We start from the raw sequence: 17831 nt of genomic DNA, 5'->3' as shown, positions 1-17831 counted from the left end.
TGCCATGCAAAAGCGCGGCAGGGAATCCCCCGCCGCGCCTTTTTGCGTCGAATGGTTGAGCTATCCGGTCGAGACCTGCTCAGTCGAGATCGGGCTGCATGTCGGGATTGCGCTCCAGCATCTCGCTGAAGGGTCCGAAGCCGCAGTTTTCCTCGCCCTGGCAGTTGGTGACCGTGTGGATATAGCGCAGCTTGCCGTCCTCGATGCGGAAAGTGTGGCTGTCGGGACGCTCATTGGTTCCCATCTTGAGCAGCACGTTCACTGCGCCAAGGGCTTCGTCCACCACATATATCCGATCGACCATCGCCACGCCCTCGGGCACGCCGACATTGCAGGTGTCGGTCGGCTGGTTGCGGCCGGTATAGATCCCGCCTTCGAGCCTGGCGCAGGGCGTGCCCCATGGCACTTCGGTGGTGGGGTCGCTGAACAGGTCGAGATAGGCATCGGCCGCCGCGATCAGTTCGGCGCGGGTGCTGCGCTGGCCTTCGGGAATCTCGCTCCAGTCCTCGCGGCTGGCGTAATAGGCGGTGCGCTCGGCATCGAACAGCCAGTCACCTTCGCGCGTGGTGATGTTGTTGAACGGGCCCACGCCAAAGAAGCCGTTGCCGATCTGGGTGGCCAGCACCTCCCATTCGTCGCCAGCCTTGGTCACGGCCTGGACATAGACACGGCAGCTCGTGGTGTCCTGCAGCGCCATATGCCACACGACTTCGCGCGGATGGTCGAGGAAGCCACCAAGCGAGCGGCGGCGGAAGTTCTCGTTGTAATCGACCCATTCGCCGAGGTTCATGGTCATCATCGTGCCCTGTTCGAGCGCGGCGATCCAGCTATCGACGATGCCTTGCGTCAGGGCACGATCACACCCGGCCTGGGCGGCGGCAGGGGTGGAAAAGGCGAAGGCCGCAGTGGCGGCCAGGGCGGATATCAGCTTGCGCTTCATGGTGGTTATCGATCCTTGTTTACAGGTTCAGAGGGGGTGATCAGGTTCAGTTGGCAAGTTCGGGTTGCATGGCGGGATTGCCCTCGAGCATTTCGGCAAACGGCGGAAATCCGCAGTTCTCCACGCCCTGGCAATTGGTAATGGTGTGGACATAGCGGATCAGGCCGTTCTCGATGCGGAAAATGTGCGCATCAGGCAAGTCCTCCGGTCCGCCGAAGCGCAGCCGCACGGCCACGCCGCCGATCGCTTCGTCCACGATATAGTCTCGCTCGACCAGTTCCACTCCGCTCGGTACGCCGACATCGCAGCTGTCGGTCGGCAATCCGCGGCCGGTGTAGATACCGCCCTCGAGCCGTGCGCAGGGCACGCCCCAGGCGACTTCGACCGAGGGATCGTTGAACTTGTCGAGGTAGGTATCCGCAACGGCGATAATTTCGGCGCGGGTGTTACGATGCCCCTCGGGGATTTCGCTCCAGTCTTCGCTTTGCGCATATTCCAGCATCTTGGCCGCATCGAACAGCCAGTCGCCCGTGGTGCTGGTGACAACGTCATAGCGGTTGACCAGGCCCCCGCGCGTGGAAATCTTGGTGCCCAGGACCCAGGGGCTTTCCGCGTCATCGACGATCAGCTCGACAAAGATCGTGCAGGTATGGGTGTCCAGGAATGCGCGATACCAGTCCACCTCGTGCGGTGTGGCCAGCACCCCGCCGTGGGTCATCGAGGACAGGGCATAGTTTTCGCGGTACTGGACCCATTCGCCCATCGGCACGCGGAACCCTTCGCCGGCGGTTTGCGCTTCGACATAGGTATCGGCCAGTCGATGCAATTGCGCCCGATCGCACTGCCCTTGGGCCATGGCGGGACTGGCAAGAGCGGCGGCAGCAAATCCCAGTGCTGTGAGAATGGTCCGGTGAAGTGCCATAGGTTGCGTCCTCTCCCTGCCCGCTGCGCGGATCATTGGACAGTGTTAACCCAAGGCATGGCCCATGTCACCCACGTCGCTTTGGACTGGTGACAGACCGGGATTTCCAAGCTAGCGAGCGGCCAGAGGACAGGTGGCCGAGTGGTTTAAGGCAGCGGTCTTGAAAACCGCCGTGGGTGCAAGCCCACCGTGGGTTCGAATCCCACCCTGTCCGCCAGTCACGCAATCTTATGGAGCAAAAAAACCAATTCCCGCTCAGTCGGCTGGACGTTGGATGGGCCGCTCAGATTGGTCACTGGTAGCTGGCAATGCCCCGTCGGATGCAGGCGCTGGGGACGCGGATGGGAGAGCGGCCTGTCTAGCCGGCAAAGTTTCAGGATCGCCAGGGGTTATCGTTGGCTCCGGAACTGGCGCATCAGATTCAATCTGATCTGCACTTGTTGAGACCTCGATTTCGATCTGCCTCAAGCTTTCTTTGGCGCTCTCATTGTGAAAGCCGATCGCATAGAAGACCGGATCCAGGAGCAGGAGAAGGACGAACGCACCAAAGGCCCGAAGCAAGTGTTCATGGGTCACTTTGATGTAGGTCACCTTGAGATTGACCGCGTCCCTTGACCTCCGAGATGCGAGCAGGGTGCTTCGAGCTAGCTTCTGCAATGGCCGGGGAGATCGCCAAGCTGACGCGACCTCGACTTCTCCGATTCGCTGAAATCCCGATACTCGCAACGTGCGAAAGGCGTGATAACCAGCTGCAGCAACGTAGACGACGGCCGCTGCCAAGACTCCAAGCTTAAGCCATGCTGGAGCAGGTCCGGACTTGTTCTCCCAAGTGGCAGCTTGGAGTGTAATGACCAGAGGGACGAAAGCAGCCAAGACGGCCAAGTAGGTGGTCGCCTTGGATTCTGAGACTCTTACGCGCTCCATTTCCGCCGCAGCTACGCGTTGTGACTGATCAAGCGCGCCCTGCTCGTCGGTGCCAAAACGAGCAGCAGCAATCGTTGCTACGTCAGCACGCAAACTCGTCGCCCGATCAGCCCTCTCCTGATCTGTCAGCGGTTCAATGTATGGAAACAGCCTGTCCGCCCATTTTTTCCAGTTCATGCGATAAGCGCCTCAACGATAGCGGAGCTGATGGGGGCACCTGTCCTTTGTTCAATCCATGCCCATTGCCCATTGGGATTGGCCTCCAGAAACCAGTGGGCACCATCTGGATCTTCCACGAGATCAATCGCTGAATAGCGCAGTCCCAGCGCCTTGGTGATGCTTATGCAGGCGGCCTGCACGGACGGTGGCAGCGTGACTGTCCGATGCTCAAGGTCGGTCCTAACCCCCTTTCGCCAGTCGATCGTCGTTTCGTCCCACTCCTGTGAATGAATGCCGGTTGCGAACACATGTTCGTCCACCACAATGACACGCACATCACGTGCCTTTGGGATTTCCTGCTGGAAGATCACGGGCGCCAACTCGATGCCGGCGCTGTCATCTCGGGTAAGGCGGCCTACACGCGAGGTGAAGATAACCCTGCCGGTCTCACCCTCGTCGATCAAGGCATGACGTAATGGCTTTGCAACACAAGCGTGGCGCGCAGTGAAGGCAATTGCACTGTTCTGGTCGTTGGTAACGTTGGTCGCTGGGATATGGAATCCAGATTTCCGGGCCAGCGAGAGCTGTCTGGGCTTATCCTCGGCTCTAAGGATGGAGAATGGGCAGTTCAGCCAGCGACCATCCAGGGCATTCCATAAGGTTCTCAGGACCGCTGACCACTCAGCCTGCAGATAATCGGCGGTCGACTGGCGATGACCATCGAAGCGGGGCGGTTGGGGTCTACGGTAGTAGGCAGCCTTGACATCGCTGATGTTGATCGCCCGCCCGTGCCTTTCAAGCCGAAGCCTTGCCGGATCTCCATCCTGCATCTCCATCCGGTATGTCCCAATATCCTCAACATTCAGCCGGAAAAGGGGGATTCCCCTGTGCTCCATCTCGCGAACGATGAAGTCCGTGGTCACATCCCTCTTGTTCGTAGCCAGCAAGATCATTCAATGACCCCAGTCACAGAACGCCGTCGATCTGGTCATCCGCTTCCTGCTGGACGTCCGTCTTGGTCTGGATTTCGGGCAATCCGAGAGACGCATCCTGATCGTCGGTTTCCTGCCTAACCCGGGTGTAGGTCGAGGTTTCCATCATTGCCCCACGGTTCTGGTCGTCGTCGTCGGCTTCTACATGGGTCATGGTCTTCGACTGGGTAGCCGCGATCACATCGGGAGCGACTTCGATGATTGGCTGCGGGCCCTCATCGGTATCGACGACCCAGAGCTGCCTCTCCTCGCAGTAGCGACCGCCCATTTCGAGACCATCGCAGCTACGGTCCGTCGCAAATCGCAACAGAAACGGGTCAGATACCTTTTCCATCATAGCCACTTCGCACACTCCCCATTTGTTGCTCAATCAAAGCAAACCGTAATATCGCTCAAAGAATTCCGTCAGCTTTTCCATGACCGACCGCTTCCGCGATGCATGCTCCCCGCCTTTAGCGAATCGCGACACCGCCGGCATGATCTTCGTGATTGCCACGCCAGACGTGGGGATGGCGCCGTCGCGGAAGGCGTTGTCGATGAAGCCCCGAGTCTCGTCCCCATTTAGCCCTTCACCGGCAATGATCTGTTCCAGCTCTTCGGTCTTGCGCCCGGCAAGGAACGCCTGCCACTGGGCATCGACCTTCGATTTGGCGGATACGGAAGCGACGAATTGCTCGATCAGATCCTTCTTGTTCCGCAGCGATGGGCTTGAATTGATAGCCCGCTCGATCGTCGCCAGGATCTCCTTGTCCTCGCCAGACCCCTTGGCGGCGAGGTAGCGCTCGACCAGCAGCAGGATGTAATCGACGTTGATCTCGACCTGTTTAACGAGCTCGATTTCGAATACGATATCATCGTTGATGGTTTCGCGATCGGCCTCCGAGGTGCGGCGGAAATCGGCGTAGAAATTGAGATAGAGGCTCAGGTAATCCTGAAACTCGCGCTGGCTAAGGATCTCGTTGCCGGCAAAGTCATCGAACGCCGTCAGGATGTTCTTGAGCCGCAGGATCGCTCCAAACAGCTTGATGAAGGCCTTCTGGGCAGTTTCCCCTACGATTGACTGCCCTAGCGGGAAATCGGTTCTCAGCGCATCTACGAGACGTTCGTATTCGTCGTAATACTCGGCATAGGGCTTGAGAAGGACAATGCCCTTGGCATCCTTGTTGCCGAACAGAGCGAGGGCGTCGTTGGTCTCATCCTCGAGATCACGGAAGGATACGATGTTCCCGTAGGTCTTGACCGAATTGAGGATCCGGTTCGTGCGCGAATAAGCCTGGATCAGGCCATGGGCGCGCAGGTTCTTGTCCACCCAAAGGGTGTTGAGGGTAGTGGCGTCGAACCCGGTCAGGAACATGTTGACCACCACGACCATATCCAGTTCGCGCGCCTTCAGCCGCAGCGACAGATCCTTGTAGTAGTTCTGGAACTTGTCCGCCGAGGTGTCGAAGCTGGTGGAGAACAAGGCGTTGTAGTCCTGGATCGCGCCCTCAAGAAAATCGCGCGAACTCTGGTCCAGACCCGTTGTTTCGAACTCCTCCTCCCCCAGCAGGCCATCTTCGTCGTCCTCGTTGGCGGCAAAGCTGTAGATCAGGCCGACTTTCAGTTGCTGCGCTGCAGGTAGCGATTGCTGCTGGCGCTTGAACTCCGCGTAATAGCGCTTGGCGGCATCGATGGAGGCCGTAGCAAGGATCGAATTGAAGCCCGACAGTCGCTTTCCATCATGGCGGTAGGAGGTGGAGCGCCGCGTCTTCTGGTCGTAATGCTCACGGATATACTCCACGACCCCAGCAATGCGCTCAGGCGCCAGCAGGGCTCGCTCGGTATCGATCGCCGGGACCTTCTTGTCCTTGATCGCCCCACCGGCCTTGATCGTGTTGATGTAATCGATGCGGAACGGCAGCACGTTCTTGTCATTGATCGCGTCGACGATTGTGTAGGTATGCAGCCGGTCTCCAAACGCCTGTGCGGTGGTGCGGCGATTAGGATTGCCGGCGCTGCCGGAATTCTCGGCAAAGATCGGCGTGCCGGTGAAGCCGAACAGGTGGTAGCGCTTGAACGACCGCGTGATCTCGGCGTGCATATCGCCGAATTGGCTGCGATGGCATTCGTCAAAAATGACGACCACATGGGCATCGTAAATCGGATGCTTCTTGTTGGTGGCCACGAAGCGCGAAAGCTTCTGGATCGTTGTGATGATGATACGCGCTGACGGATCGGCCAGCTGCTTTTGCAGCACGGCGGTCGACGTATTTGAATTGGCGGCGCCCTTTTCGAACCGCTCGTATTCGCGCATCGTCTGGTAATCGAGATCCTTGCGATCAACGACGAACAGCACCTTGTCGACTCCGGCGAAGTCCCGGGCAAGGAGCGCCGTCTTGAAGCTGGTAAGCGTCTTGCCGCTGCCGGTCGTATGCCAGATGTAGCCGCCTGCGCTGGCGGTCCCCAGCTGGTTGTAATTGGTCGAAGTGCCGATGCGCAGCATGATCTGCTCGGCGGCCACGATCTGGTAGGGCCGCATAACCAGCAGCTTGCGGCCAACATCGAACACGCAATATCGGGTCAGGACATTGAGCAGGGTGTGCTTGGCGAAAAAGGTCCGCGTGAACCCGACGAGGTCTGTGATCGGCCTGTTCTGGGCATCCGCCCACCAACTGGTGAAAGCAAAGCTGTTCGAGGTAGTCTGCTTTGACCGCTTGCTGCGCTGCTCGGCAAGGTGACCGTCGCGCACCGTGTTGCTGTAGTATTTGGTCAGGGTGCCATTGCTGATAACGAACAGCTGCACGTATTCGAACAGGCCCGAACCTGCCCAGAAGCTGTCCCGCTGGTAGCGGTTGATCTGGTTGAACGCCTCCCGGATATCGACACCGCGGCGCTTGAGTTCGATGTGCACCATCGGCAGGCCGTTGACGAGGATCGTCACGTCATAGCGGTTGGTGCGCGCCCTGGCCTTGTCGCCATTGGCGATCTCATACTGGTTGATGACCTGCAGGCTGTTGTTGTGGATGTTCGCCTTGTCGATCAGGTAGATGTTCTTGATGCTGCCATCGTCCCGCTTGAGCAGCTGGACGTGGTTCTCCTGGATACGGGCAGTCTTCTCAATGATCCCGTCGTTGGCGCTGGCGATGCAGGTGATGAAGAAGCGCTGCCACTCGGCATCGGAGAACTGGACCTTGTTCAGCCGCTCCAGTTGCGTGCGCAGGTTGGCGATCAGTTCAGCTTCCGAAGTGAAGGTCAGGTAATTGTAGGCCTGAGCCTGCAACTGCTTGATCAGCGCCTTTTCAAGTCCGTCTTCCGACTGGTAGCCAGCATCGCGCACGCCCGCCGTTTCGGGGACAAACTCGCTGACGACCGTGCTTTCGCTCGACTGAGCGATCGGGTGGTAGTGAAACGGATGCTGTCCCTCGGTCATGCTGCTTCCTGGAAGGTGAGCAGCCGATCGCGGTAATGCTCGTATTGGCGCCGCCGGGCGTTGATTTCGGCGGGAAGGCCGGTCGATAGGTTGCCTGTCAGCTCGTCGAACCTGTCGAGAATAGCGACAATGCGCTCCTGTTCTTCGAGCGGAGGCACGGGAATATTGATCTTCGCCATGCTCTCACCGGAAATCCGACGAACCTTCGTGCCTGTAACGTGCCGCTTCTTCTGTGACTGAAAATGCTCGGTCTGGAAGAAATAGGAGACATACTTGGGATTGAGCGTATGTCGGAAAATGTAGGCGTCGGTGCTAACCGCCACGTCTTCATCTCCCAACCAGGCAACCGCCTTTGCCACCGCTTCATCGTCTTCGCTGGTTGTGGCGATAACAAGATCGCCCTTGTGCGCCTTGCGCAAGCGAGCGGCGAGTTCCGGCCGGATATACGACTTCGTGGTCTCGGCCGAGGTGCCATAGTGCGTATGGATCTGCCCATAGTGGATGCAGCCAGCACCGACGTCTACAAAGTCGGACTTCTGGATACCAGAGCCTCGAAGGAAATTGCCAACTTCACCCAAGGCCATTATCCTCGTTGCTTGCTTGCTTGCTTGCTTGCTTGCTTGCTTGGCTATCCGTGTGTCCCGGGAAGCTCAGCAGGGCATCGCGATAGTGGCGATATTGCCGACGCCGTGCCTCCAGCTCCGCCTCCAGCTCCGCCTCCAGCTCCGCCTCCAGCTTGGTGAAGCGGTCAAGGATTGCAACGATTTCGTGCTGAATTTCGAGCGGCGGGACGGGGATTTTATATTCACGGACCCGACTATCAGGAATTGACGGATAGTTTCCCGGCACCTGCTTTTCTTCAATGTATTTTCTAAAGGTCTCAGTTCCGAGAAGGTGGGCAAGGAAGTTGGTCAAAACCATTTCCTCAATGGGCCTCAAGACACAGTAGCCCGTGCTTGCAATTTGACCGTCAAATTCAGGTGGAATTACCGCCCAACGCATTTGTGTCGGTCTTGTTGTCGCAAATATCACGTCACCATTTCGCACAATCTGTTGTGCGCGACTTGGCGCATTACTTGAACAAATCGTTGCTGTTTCGCCGATTCTTCCTGTCAGGCGATCTACCGAAGATAGGTCAATATATTGATATTCGGCTCCGCCTACGTTCGCCCAACGAATATTTGAACTGCGGCCGGTAACATCAGCAATATGCTTAAATGCCACCCCATCCCGGCACAGGTCAGCGATGAGATCATCAATCCGACTCATGCCGCTTCCCCTTCAAGTTCGGCTACGATGGCATCGATCTGAGTTCGCAAATCCGACTGACGGGCAACGATCTGCGCAATCTCGGCATTCAGCGCGGTGATATCGACCGCCTGCCGGGTATCTTCCTGCGCGACCCAGGACGACACCGAGATGTTGTAGCCATTCTCGCCAATCGCGCCGTTCTCGACGAGCCTGGCGAAATGGTCGATGTCCTTGCGCGCAACGAATGCATCGAGGATGGTCTTGATGTTGTCGCTGGTCAGCTTGTTCTTGTTGCCGATACGTTTGCATTCCGCGCTGGCATCAATGAACAACGTTGCGTTGTCCGTCTTCGATTTCTTCAGCACGATGATGCAGGTGCCAATGGTCGTGCCGAAAAACAGGTCCGGTGGAAGCTGAATTACGGCATCGACATAGTTGTTGTCGATCAGATACTGCCTGATCTTCTGCTCAGCGCCGCTGCGATAGAGCACGCCCGGGAACTCAACGATGGCAGCGGTCCCATTCACCGCCAGCCAGTGCAAGATGTGCAGGGTGAAGGCGAGATCGGCCTTGCTCTTGGGGGCCAACACGCCGGCCGGCGTGAACCGCGGATCGTTGATGAGGAGCGGGTTGGCATCGCCCTCCCACTTGATCGAGTATGGCGGGTTTGACACGATCGCCTCGAAAGGCTCGTCGTCCCAGTGCGCAGGGTCGGTCAGCGTATCGCCCAGCGCGATGTCGAACTTCTCGTAGTTCACATCGTGCAAGAACATGTTGATCCGGCACAGGTTGTAGGTCGTCAGGTTAATTTCCTGACCGAAGAAACCCTGCCGCACTTTGTCATGGCCCAGCACCTTGCTGAAGCTGAGCAGGAGCGAGCCTGAACCGCAGGCAGGGTCATAGACCTTGTTCACCTCAGTCTTGCCGGCAACGGTGATACGCGCCAGCAGCTCTGACACTTCTTGCGGGGTGTAATACTCGCCGCCGGACTTGCCGGCGCTGGATGCATACATCTGCATCAGGTATTCGTAGGCGTCGCCGAACAGGTCGATGTTGTTGTCCGAAAAGTTGGCGTTGGCCAGAGGAAGATCGCCGATCGCCTCGAGCAGCTTCACCAGCTTTTCGTTTCTCTTGGCGACGCTGGAACCCAGCTTGCTGCTGTTGACGTCAAGATCGTCGAACAGGCCCTTGATATCGTTCTCGCTCTCCGTGCCGTTGGCCGAACCTTCAATGGCGGCAAAGACCTTTGAGAGCGTTTCGTTGAGGTCGGGGTCTTGGCGAGCAGCTTCCATGACGTTACCGAACAGCTGTGAGGGCAGGATGTAGAAGCCCTTTTCCCGGACGGTTTCCTCGCGGCCGAATTCCGCGTTCTCGTCGCTCAGCTTGGCGTAATCGAAATCAGGCGTGCCAGCGAGGCGTTCCTGCTCATTGAGGTAGCGAACAAGATTTTCCGAGATGAAGCGGTAGAACAGCATTCCAAGAACGTAGGTTTTGAAATCCCAACCATCGACGCTGCCGCGAAGATCATTGGCTACCCGCCAAATGGTCCGATGAAGTTCCGCGCGTTCGGTGGCTCCGGTATTGCTCATTGAAATCAATTCCCTGTCAGTCGTTGTTTGGATTGTAGGACGAATTCCGCCCACGGCCAAAGATCTAGTCTGAAGGGGGAATTTTCTTTTTGGCGAGGGTTTGCGCACCACCCTTGGCCGCTCCCTCCTCGATCGATTCGGGGATCTGGATCCAGTCAGCGCCTAGTGCCTTCATGCATTGAAGGAAGAAAACGATGGAAAAGCGGCCGCGCCCGACCTTGTTCCGCAGGTTAGGCTCGTTGTCGAACACGCCCTGCTGTTCGAGCATTTCGGGAAGCTTGGCGAAGGAAACACCCCGCTTCATCATCTCGGCGCGGACAAGGTTCTTGGCCAATTCCTCCCACGATTTCTCGCTCGGGAACTGATCGGGCTGGGTGTCAGGCTCGTTTTCCATGTCAGCCTTATAGGAAGGACCAGTCGGTGGGCAAAATGGAAAATTCATCGCCAACGACGCGCTGCGCATCAAATATGATGCAATTCTCTGGACATAGTGCGCGACACATCATATATGAGGTGTCGGACATCACTCGTGGCGCAACACTTCCTCCTCTCTCTTCCGGCGATCAGCCTAACGATAGGAGAAGTGTGGATGATGACCGAGGATCAAGCCCACGAAAAGCTGAAGGTCCTCAAATGGCCTGACGGCATTCCGACCTGTCCGATCTGCGGATCAAAGCAGTCGTGGCAGGTTGATGCGCGCAAGTGGAAATGCCGCGGCAAGCGCATCGACGCCACGACCGGCAAGGAGCGGTGGTGTTATTACCAATATACCATCACAACACAGACCCACCTTCACAGCAGGAAACGCTCTCTGAAGCATATTCTCGCTGCCTGCCTGAGCTTTGTGAACGGTGTCCTGGGCGCCGCTGCCTTGCGTCAACGCCGGGAGATAAAGAACTCCTACAAGACCCCGTTCGTGTTCCAGCACCGCATCAGGGCCGCCATCGATGCGGCAAACCAGAAGCAGTTGGCGGATGGCCCATTCATGGAAGGGGAGGTCGAGATCGACGGCATGTTCGTGACGGGTCGCAAAGTAAAACTTAAGGCGCCGATCACGGATGAGAAAGAACTAGAAAAGTTCTTTGAAACTTATCGAGAGACACACACGGCATTGGTGGTTGTTCGTGAAAGACGCGCCGGTGGCAGTGATGTTCCTGGAAGGGTCCGGACGATCCATGTAGCCAAAGAGGGGGATTCAATCCCGTTCATCAGGCGCGTGGTCAAAACTGGCACTACGATCCATGCAGATTACAGTTCGCAGTATAACCCGCTGCGCATGTTTTACCCCATGCAACGCGTGAACCACAGCAAGACCTACAAAGAAGGCGATGCCTGCACCAACCAGGCCGAGAGCTTCTTCTCGAGGGTGCGAGCGGCAAAGGAAGGTGTGTATCGATCGTGGCGCAAGAAATACGTCAGCTGGTATGGGGTGGAGATGGCTTGGCGGGAGGAAAACTCCAGAATCCCGAACGGGGACCAAGTCGACCTTGTTCTGAAAGCGCTGCTGCAGCTTGGTAGGTCGCCAATCACCGGCTACTGGCAAGAGCACAAGCGCAAGCCGCTGTTCTGATACTCAGACCGGCGGGCTCGGAATATCCATTTCGTTGTCGGGAATGATCTCCCAGCGTGACGGCCGGCCACCGGTATTTCTGATGAAGGCGCTGGCGTTCCGCAGGCTGTTGTCGAGATTCGATCTGACGCGATCCAGCAAATCAGGATCCTCCGGATCGCTACCGAGCCGAGCTATCGTCAGCCTTGCCAGTTCGAGCGTCGAGATAGGCGCGCTCAGCTCCCGAATGACATCGAAGGCGGTGTTGGTCGTTGCGCCATGTTCCCACGGCAGATGCTGCCGGTTCGTCTTTTGCGGCGCAATCTTCTTGGGATCCCAGCTGGGTTCGAGCTCGGACATCAGTGTTTCGGTGGCATCGGTCAGAACGTCTATGCGTTCGAGGCGCTGCTTCTTTTGCTCGAGAGTCTCGTAAGCCTCCTCGATCTGCTTGATGTCTTTGTCGAGCTGCATCCGCTCACCGAGCCAGCGCGCGTATTGGCGCTTTATGCCGATTCTGTAATTTGAGATCGCCATCCTACAAACGCGGATACAGGCTCATCCGCGATTCTGGAACAGGGAAGGTCTTGGTTTTTTTGCTCCATAAGATTGCAGTCACGGTCCTTCGCGCATTGCCGTTCCCGGGCCTATCGAAGGCTGGAATTTCGGCCGGTAACCACCGAGAATCGATCAAACGAGATAAGCTTGCAGACAACCCAAGGACATGGACCCGGAAAACGGGCGACCAGTGCGATGTTGAGCCTGTTGCTTGCCGGCTGCGTGAACCTGCCCGAGGCAAGGTCTGCCTCTTGCGCCTTGGTGGATGGCCCTCCCATCGCGACTACAAGCGACGGCGATTGGGCCACCACCGAAATCGATGTTCTGACTTACAATATAGAAGGGCTCGGATGGCCTGCGCGAAAGGGTCGCGGACACTATCTTGAGGAGATCGGCAACGAAATGGCGCTGATGCGCATCCGCGGCGATGCGCCTCACATCGTGTTGTTCCAGGAGGTGTTCTCCAATTCTGCGGTGCGAGCTATCGAGGCCGGTCTCTACCCCAGTTCAGTCAACGGACCGCGCCGAACGCAGAGGCGGCCCCAAAACGGTTACGGGAGCCTTGAAGGCAAGAAGCGCCCTGACAGGGGGGAGATCGGACTCCGGATCGTCTCCGGCGGCCTCATGACGGTGTCCGAGTTCCCCATTGTCTCCAGCCACGCGGAACCCTTTCCGCGCGGTAGTTGCGCTGGATTCGATTGCCTAGCGAACAAGGGCATGCTGCTGGCGGAAATCGCCGTCCCCGGCGTGCCTGGTACTGTGCTGGTATTCAACACCCACCTCAACGCCCAGCGCTCGTCCCGCGTCGCCCCGCGCAGGTACCATGCCGCCCATGCGCGGCAGACCGAAGCCCTGGTGCAGTTCATCGAAAAGACGCGCTCGCACCTGCCGGTAATCTTTGGCGGGGACCTGAACATGCGCCATTCGGAGGAGCGGTTCGAGGTGTTTGCCGAGGGGCAGACGCTCGACCTGGTCCATCAGCATTGCATCGACAACGACGACTCGTGCACGGTTGAAATGTCGTGGGATGGTGATGCTCCCTGGATCGATACGCAGGACTTACAACTCTTCGCATCGGGAGCATCCGTCGAGGTCCGCCCTGTTCGGGTTGCAGCGATGTTCGACGGCGCGAAGGAGCCCAAACTTTCGGACCACGACGGTCTGCGGGTCACCTACGAACTGAGGTGGCGCACCGACGGAGTAGGCCCAGAGCCCCACTGTCCGGCCTGACCCAATCTTCAGATCAGCGAAAGGCGCGCTGTCCTAGCCGTCTTCCTGCTCGGGAATGTGCACCGCGTGGTCTGGCCTGGGCTGATCCGGCAGACGGGGTGCCCGATAAGGGACGGCTTGTGGCCAATCGCTTATTTCATATTCCATGGTGGCTCTCCTCGCCCTTTAGAACGAGGAGTTAAGTCTTTGGTTTCCGCCGTTGCCGTCAGATATGCAGTGCCCGCCCGTATGCCGCCAGCACGCTTTCGTGCATCGATTCCGAGATGGTCGGGTGCGGGAATACGGTCTGCATCAGTTCGGCCTCGGTCGTCTCCAGCACCTTGCCGATGGTATAGCCCTGGATCATCTCGGTCACTTCGGCCCCCACCATGTGCGCGCCGAGCAGTTCGCCGGTCTTGGCGTCGAACACAGTCTTGGTGAAGCCTTCGGCCTCGCCCAGCGCGATGGCCTTGCCATTGCCAATGAAGGGGAACGTGCCGACCTTTACTTCGTAACCCGCTTCCTTTGCCTTGGCTTCGGTCAGGCCGACGCTGGCAATCTGCGGGTGGCAATAGGTGCAGCCGGGGATGGCGTTGCGATCAAGCGGGTGAGGATGCACGTCCTTGTTGCCCAGTTCCTGCGCGATCGCCTCGGCGCAGGTAACGCCCTCGTGGCTCGCCTTGTGCGCTAGCCACGGGCCAGGAGTGCAATCGCCGATGGCCCACAGGCCCTTGCTCTTCGTGCGGCCATAGGGATCGATCTGGATGAAGCCGCGGTCCATGTCGGCCAGCTTCTCCACGCCGATGCTCTCGGTATTGGGCACGATGCCGACCGCAACGATGACATGGCTGAACTCGCCGTTTTCGATCTTGCCGTCCTTCAGCTTGATCCTGGCCGATACACCCTTGTCGGAAACCTTCAGTTCCTCGACACCTGCTCCGGTCTTGATTGCAATACCCTGTTTGGTCAGGCTCTTTTCGAGGAAGGCGCTGACGTCCTTGTCCTCGACAGGCACGATACGGTCGAGCATCTCGACCACGGTCACTTCACTGCCCATGTCGTTGTAGAAGCTTGCAAATTCGATGCCGATGGCGCCAGAGCCGATGACCAACAGCTTGTTCGGCATTTCGGCAGGCGTCATCGCGTGGCGATAGGTCCACACGCGCTTGCCATCGGCCGGAGCGAACGGCAGGTCTCGCGCCCGCGCGCCGGTGGCGACGATAATGTGCTTGGCACTGAGCTTTTCATCGCCCTTGTCGCCCTTCACCGTCAGGCTGGTCGGTCCCGTCAAGGTGCCGGTGCCCATGTGAACGGTAATCTTGTTCTTCTTCATCAGGTGCGTGACGCCCTGGTTCAACTGCTTGGCCACACCCCGGCTGCGCTTCACGACAGCCACAAGATCGGCCTCTATCCCCTTGGCAACAAGGCCATAATCCTTGGCGTGCTGCATGTAGTGGAAGATCTCGGCCGAGCGCAGCAGTGCCTTGGTGGGGATGCACCCCCAGTTGAGGCAGATGCCACCGAGCAGCTCGCGCTCGACAATTGCAGTCTTCAATCCCAGCTGCGCACAGCGGATCGCCGCGACATAGCCGCCGGGGCCGGAACCGAGAACGATAACGTCGTAATTTTCAGCCATTTGCTGCTCCATAGGCTTCCCCGACCGCGCGAGGTTTGCCGTGTTCATCAATTGCCACGAAGGTAAACTTCGCTTGCGTGACCTTGCGCGCCACATCCTCGTGCCGGGGCCTGCGCCAGGCCTCGACCGCGATGGTCATCGAAGTGCGCCCCACCCGCTCGATATGGGCATAGACCGAAACCTCGTCCCCCACCTTGACCGGCTCGTGGAACTGCATCCCGTCCATCGCCACGGTAACCGCACGGCCATGCGAAAACCGGGCGGCGGTGAGGCCGGCGGCGCTGTCCATCCAGCTCAGCAACCAGCCGCCGAAGATGTCGCCATAGGCGTTGGTATCGGCCGGCATGGCGGTGACGCGGATGGCGGGATCGCGACCTTCTATGATTTCCGGCATCAGCTCGTCACCAGATGGAGCGAACGCGCCGCAACCCACCCCCATTGGCACGGCCCGGCATAGGCCTGCGGGCTGCTGACTGGCGTGCTCACGCGGCAATCGCCCAGTTCCTGGAACTCACCGCTGGCATAGACGATACCTTGCCACTCGCCCTCCACCTCGCACAGCCACACCAGAGTATCAGACGCCAGGTGGTCCTTCGCCCTCCCCTCGTCGGTCGGCATGGGAAAGACCGGCAGACGCCCGTCGCGCGGCAGGTTCCCCCGCGACACCCGGCCCACGCCAACACAGGCATCGGCTTCGGGGCCTTCCAGCCCGACCTTGGGCACCTGCGGCATCTCGGTCGCCTGAGCAGATATCCCCGCCAGAGCGACCGGCAACAGCAGGATGGCGGCAAGCTTCACCTCAGGCCACCAGCCCCAGCGGTGCCTCGCACAGTTCCTTGAACGCCTTCATCAGTTGCGCCCCGTCTGCCCCATCGATGGCGCGGTGGTCGAAGCTGCCGGTGGCGCTCATCACCGTGGCGACGGCGAGCGCATCGTCCACCACGTAGGGGCGCTTCTCGCCCGAACCGATGGCCATTATCATGGCTTGCGGCGGGTTGATGACCGCATCGAACTGCTTGATGCCGAACATGCCCATGTTGGACAGGCTGGCCGTGCCGCCCTGGTATTCCTCAGGCGCCAACTTGCCTTCGCGGGCGCGGGTGGCGAGGTCGGTCATCTCGGTCGAGATGGCGCTGACGGCCTTGGATCCGGCATCCTTGACGATCGGCGTGATCAGTCCGCCAGGGATCGAGACCGCCACCGAGATATCCGCACGCTTGAACCTGAGCAGCGTATCCCCTGCAAACTGCACGTTGCAGGCAGGCACGGCGACGAGCGACTTGGCCAGCGCCTTGATCAGCAGGTCGTTGACCGACAGCTTCACACCCTGCGGCTCCAGCGCCTTGTTCAATTCGCCGCGCAACTTGAGCAGCGCATCGAGGCGGATATCGACCGTGAGGTAGATGTGCGGGATCTGCTGCTTGGACTCGGTCAGGCGGCGGGCGATTGTCTTGCGCATGCCCGACAGCTTCTCGACCTCGTGCGGGATGCCGACACCCTGCGCGGTGGCGGGGGCGGAAGGTGCGGGAGCCGGAGCTGCTGCTGCTGCCGGAGCACTTGCGGTTGCAGCTGCTCCGGGCTTGGCGCCCTCAACATCGGCCTTCACGATCCGGCCATTGGGTCCGCTGCCCTGCACGGCGGCAAGGTCCACGCCCTTCTGTTCGGCAATCCGCTTGGCCAGCGGCGAGGCAATGATGCGGTCGCCCGTTGCGGCCTTGGCGGCAGCAGGAGCGGGTGCCGGAGCCGGAGTGGGAGCCTTGTCGGCCTTTGGCTCGGATTTCGCCGGTTCCGGAGCCGCTTCGGCTGCCGGCTTGGCTTCAGCCGAAGCCGCAGCATCCACATCCTCGCCCTCTTCGGCCAGCATGGCGATGACCGTGCCGACCTTCACCCCTTCAGTGCCTTCTTCGACCGAAATCGCGGCAATTGTGCCTTCGTCCACGGCTTCGAATTCCATCGTCGCCTTGTCGGTCTCGATCTCGGCCATGATGTCGCCAGCGGCGACCTTGTCGCCCACTTTGACGAGCCATTTGCTCAGCGTGCCTTCCTCCATGGTGGGTGACAGGGCGGGCATCTTGATGGCGATGGGCATGGGTAGGCGCGGTCCCTCGAAAATTGTCTTCGCGGCGCGGGCGGTGAATGCCCGCAATGGCCCCGTGTCCTTGGCCAATTTGGCGCGTGGTAGCAAGGTTCTTGCGCAAGTTCCGCATAACGCAGATAGTCGCTGTCCACGGGGAGAAGAAGCAATGCGGGTCTATCTGGTCATCGTTGACGAGACCGATGAGGCGCATGTCGCCTTGAGATTTGCCGCACGGCGCGCTGCGAAAACAGGCGGAACAGTGCACCTGCTGGCCCTGGTGCCCAAGCAGCAGTTCAGCGCTTTCGGCGCCATCCAGGAAACGATCGAGGAAGAAGCGCGCGACCGGGCGGAGATCCTCGCCAATGGTGCGGCGGGCGAATTGCTGAGCGAAAGCGGCAAGATGCCGCAGATCGCGGTCAAAGTGGGTGACGGCAAAACGGTGATCGCCGAATACTTGGTCGAACACCCCGAAGTGGCCGCACTGGTGCTGGGCGCTGCCCCCGAAGGTGCGCCAGGTCCGCTGGTGGCGCATTTTACTGCCAACGCCGGCAGCCTGCCCTGCCCGCTGTTCATCGTGCCGGGTGGACTGACCGAGGAAGAGATCGGGCGCCTAAGCTGA

18 protein-coding genes and 1 tRNA gene are annotated in these 17831 nt (G+C 59.2%); 4 read left to right on the top strand and 15 right to left on the bottom strand.

The features are described from left to right. Window positions 1-79: 79 nt before the first annotated feature. The gene (locus tag M3P36_RS08485; protein WP_249702825.1) at window positions 80-940 is read right to left on the bottom strand and encodes a DUF8021 domain-containing protein; all 861 of its coding nucleotides are present in this window, start codon (window positions 938-940) and stop codon (window positions 80-82) included. 46 nt (window positions 941-986) lie between these two features. After that, window positions 987-1862, bottom strand: a complete 876-nt coding sequence (locus M3P36_RS08480; protein WP_249702824.1) for a DUF8021 domain-containing protein — start codon at window positions 1860-1862, stop codon at window positions 987-989. Between the two features lie 127 nt (window positions 1863-1989). On the opposite strand from M3P36_RS08480, the gene M3P36_RS08475 reads away from it, so the two are divergent. Next, window positions 1990-2079 (top strand) — tRNA-Ser (locus tag M3P36_RS08475). A 38-nt stretch (window positions 2080-2117) separates the two neighbouring features. Here M3P36_RS08475 and M3P36_RS08470 read toward each other — a convergent pair. From M3P36_RS08470 to M3P36_RS08435, 8 genes are all read right to left on the bottom strand, one after another. After that, window positions 2118-2963 (bottom strand): hypothetical protein, encoded by an 846-nt coding sequence (locus tag M3P36_RS08470; protein ID WP_249702823.1) that lies wholly within the window; start codon window positions 2961-2963, stop codon window positions 2118-2120. Further along, window positions 2960-3898: an MvdC/MvdD family ATP grasp protein gene (locus tag M3P36_RS08465; RefSeq protein ID WP_249702822.1), complete on the bottom strand. Its 939-nt coding sequence runs from the start codon at window positions 3896-3898 to the stop codon at window positions 2960-2962. The genes M3P36_RS08470 and M3P36_RS08465 overlap by 4 nt, the downstream gene beginning before the upstream one ends. Window positions 3899-3911: 13 nt before the next feature. Beyond that, window positions 3912-4274, bottom strand: a complete 363-nt coding sequence (locus tag M3P36_RS08460) for a hypothetical protein (protein ID WP_249702821.1) — start codon at window positions 4272-4274, stop codon at window positions 3912-3914. Between the two features lie 33 nt (window positions 4275-4307). Then, complete coding sequence (locus tag M3P36_RS08455) at window positions 4308-7346, bottom strand: type I restriction endonuclease subunit R (RefSeq protein ID WP_249702820.1); 3039 nt, start codon at window positions 7344-7346, stop codon at window positions 4308-4310. After that, entirely contained in the window at window positions 7343-7924 is a 582-nt protein-coding gene (locus M3P36_RS08450) for a restriction endonuclease subunit S (protein ID WP_249702819.1), read from the bottom strand. The genes M3P36_RS08455 and M3P36_RS08450 overlap by 4 nt, the downstream gene beginning before the upstream one ends. After that, entirely contained in the window at window positions 7917-8615 is a 699-nt protein-coding gene (locus tag M3P36_RS08445; protein ID WP_249702818.1) for a restriction endonuclease subunit S, read from the bottom strand. The genes M3P36_RS08450 and M3P36_RS08445 overlap by 8 nt, the downstream gene beginning before the upstream one ends. Further along, complete coding sequence (locus tag M3P36_RS08440) at window positions 8612-10186, bottom strand: type I restriction-modification system subunit M (RefSeq protein ID WP_249702817.1); 1575 nt, start codon at window positions 10184-10186, stop codon at window positions 8612-8614. Before M3P36_RS08440 ends, M3P36_RS08445 begins: the two co-directional genes overlap by 4 nt. 64 nt (window positions 10187-10250) lie before the next feature. Next, the gene (locus M3P36_RS08435) at window positions 10251-10580 is read right to left on the bottom strand and encodes a DUF6471 domain-containing protein (RefSeq protein WP_249702816.1); all 330 of its coding nucleotides are present in this window, start codon (window positions 10578-10580) and stop codon (window positions 10251-10253) included. 195 nt (window positions 10581-10775) lie between these two features. Here M3P36_RS08435 and M3P36_RS08430 point away from each other — a divergent pair, with 195 nt between their 5' ends. Next, window positions 10776-11756: an IS1595 family transposase gene (locus M3P36_RS08430; RefSeq protein WP_249702815.1), complete on the top strand. Its 981-nt coding sequence runs from the start codon at window positions 10776-10778 to the stop codon at window positions 11754-11756. Window positions 11757-11759: 3 nt separating this feature from the next. On the opposite strand, the gene M3P36_RS08425 is transcribed toward M3P36_RS08430, so the two are convergent. Then, complete coding sequence (locus M3P36_RS08425) at window positions 11760-12269, bottom strand: hypothetical protein (RefSeq protein WP_249702814.1); 510 nt, start codon at window positions 12267-12269, stop codon at window positions 11760-11762. A 216-nt stretch (window positions 12270-12485) separates the two neighbouring features. Here M3P36_RS08425 and M3P36_RS08420 point away from each other — a divergent pair, with 216 nt between their 5' ends. After that, window positions 12486-13520 (top strand): endonuclease/exonuclease/phosphatase family protein, encoded by a 1035-nt coding sequence (locus M3P36_RS08420; RefSeq protein ID WP_249702813.1) that lies wholly within the window; start codon window positions 12486-12488, stop codon window positions 13518-13520. 205 nt (window positions 13521-13725) lie between these two features. Here M3P36_RS08420 and lpdA read toward each other — a convergent pair whose 3' ends face one another. Genes lpdA through M3P36_RS08400 form a run of 4 tightly spaced genes read right to left on the bottom strand, consistent with a single transcriptional unit; the run spans window position 13726 to window position 17224 of the window. Further along, window positions 13726-15135, bottom strand: coding sequence for a dihydrolipoyl dehydrogenase (gene lpdA, locus M3P36_RS08415; protein WP_249702812.1), 1410 nt, complete (start codon window positions 15133-15135; stop codon window positions 13726-13728). Continuing rightward, window positions 15128-15529 (bottom strand): acyl-CoA thioesterase, encoded by a 402-nt coding sequence (locus tag M3P36_RS08410; RefSeq protein WP_249702811.1) that lies wholly within the window; start codon window positions 15527-15529, stop codon window positions 15128-15130. Before M3P36_RS08410 ends, lpdA begins: the two co-directional genes overlap by 8 nt. Then, window positions 15529-15933, bottom strand: coding sequence for a hypothetical protein (locus M3P36_RS08405; protein WP_249702810.1), 405 nt, complete (start codon window positions 15931-15933; stop codon window positions 15529-15531). The genes M3P36_RS08410 and M3P36_RS08405 overlap by 1 nt, the downstream gene beginning before the upstream one ends. 1 nt (window position 15934) lies before the next feature. After that, window positions 15935-17224 carry a pyruvate dehydrogenase complex dihydrolipoamide acetyltransferase gene (locus M3P36_RS08400; RefSeq protein WP_249702809.1) on the bottom strand — a complete coding sequence of 430 codons (1290 nt, stop codon included), beginning with the start codon at window positions 17222-17224 and terminating at the stop codon, window positions 15935-15937. 154 nt (window positions 17225-17378) lie between these two features. Here M3P36_RS08400 and M3P36_RS08395 point away from each other — a divergent pair, with 154 nt between their 5' ends. Further along, complete coding sequence (locus tag M3P36_RS08395) at window positions 17379-17831, top strand: universal stress protein (RefSeq protein WP_249702808.1); 453 nt, start codon at window positions 17379-17381, stop codon at window positions 17829-17831.

The organism is Altererythrobacter sp. KTW20L (genome assembly GCF_023501975.1).
In the GTDB taxonomy this organism is placed as follows: domain Bacteria; phylum Pseudomonadota; class Alphaproteobacteria; order Sphingomonadales; family Sphingomonadaceae; genus Alteraurantiacibacter.
This window is presented reverse-complemented; position numbering and strand designations above follow the sequence as displayed.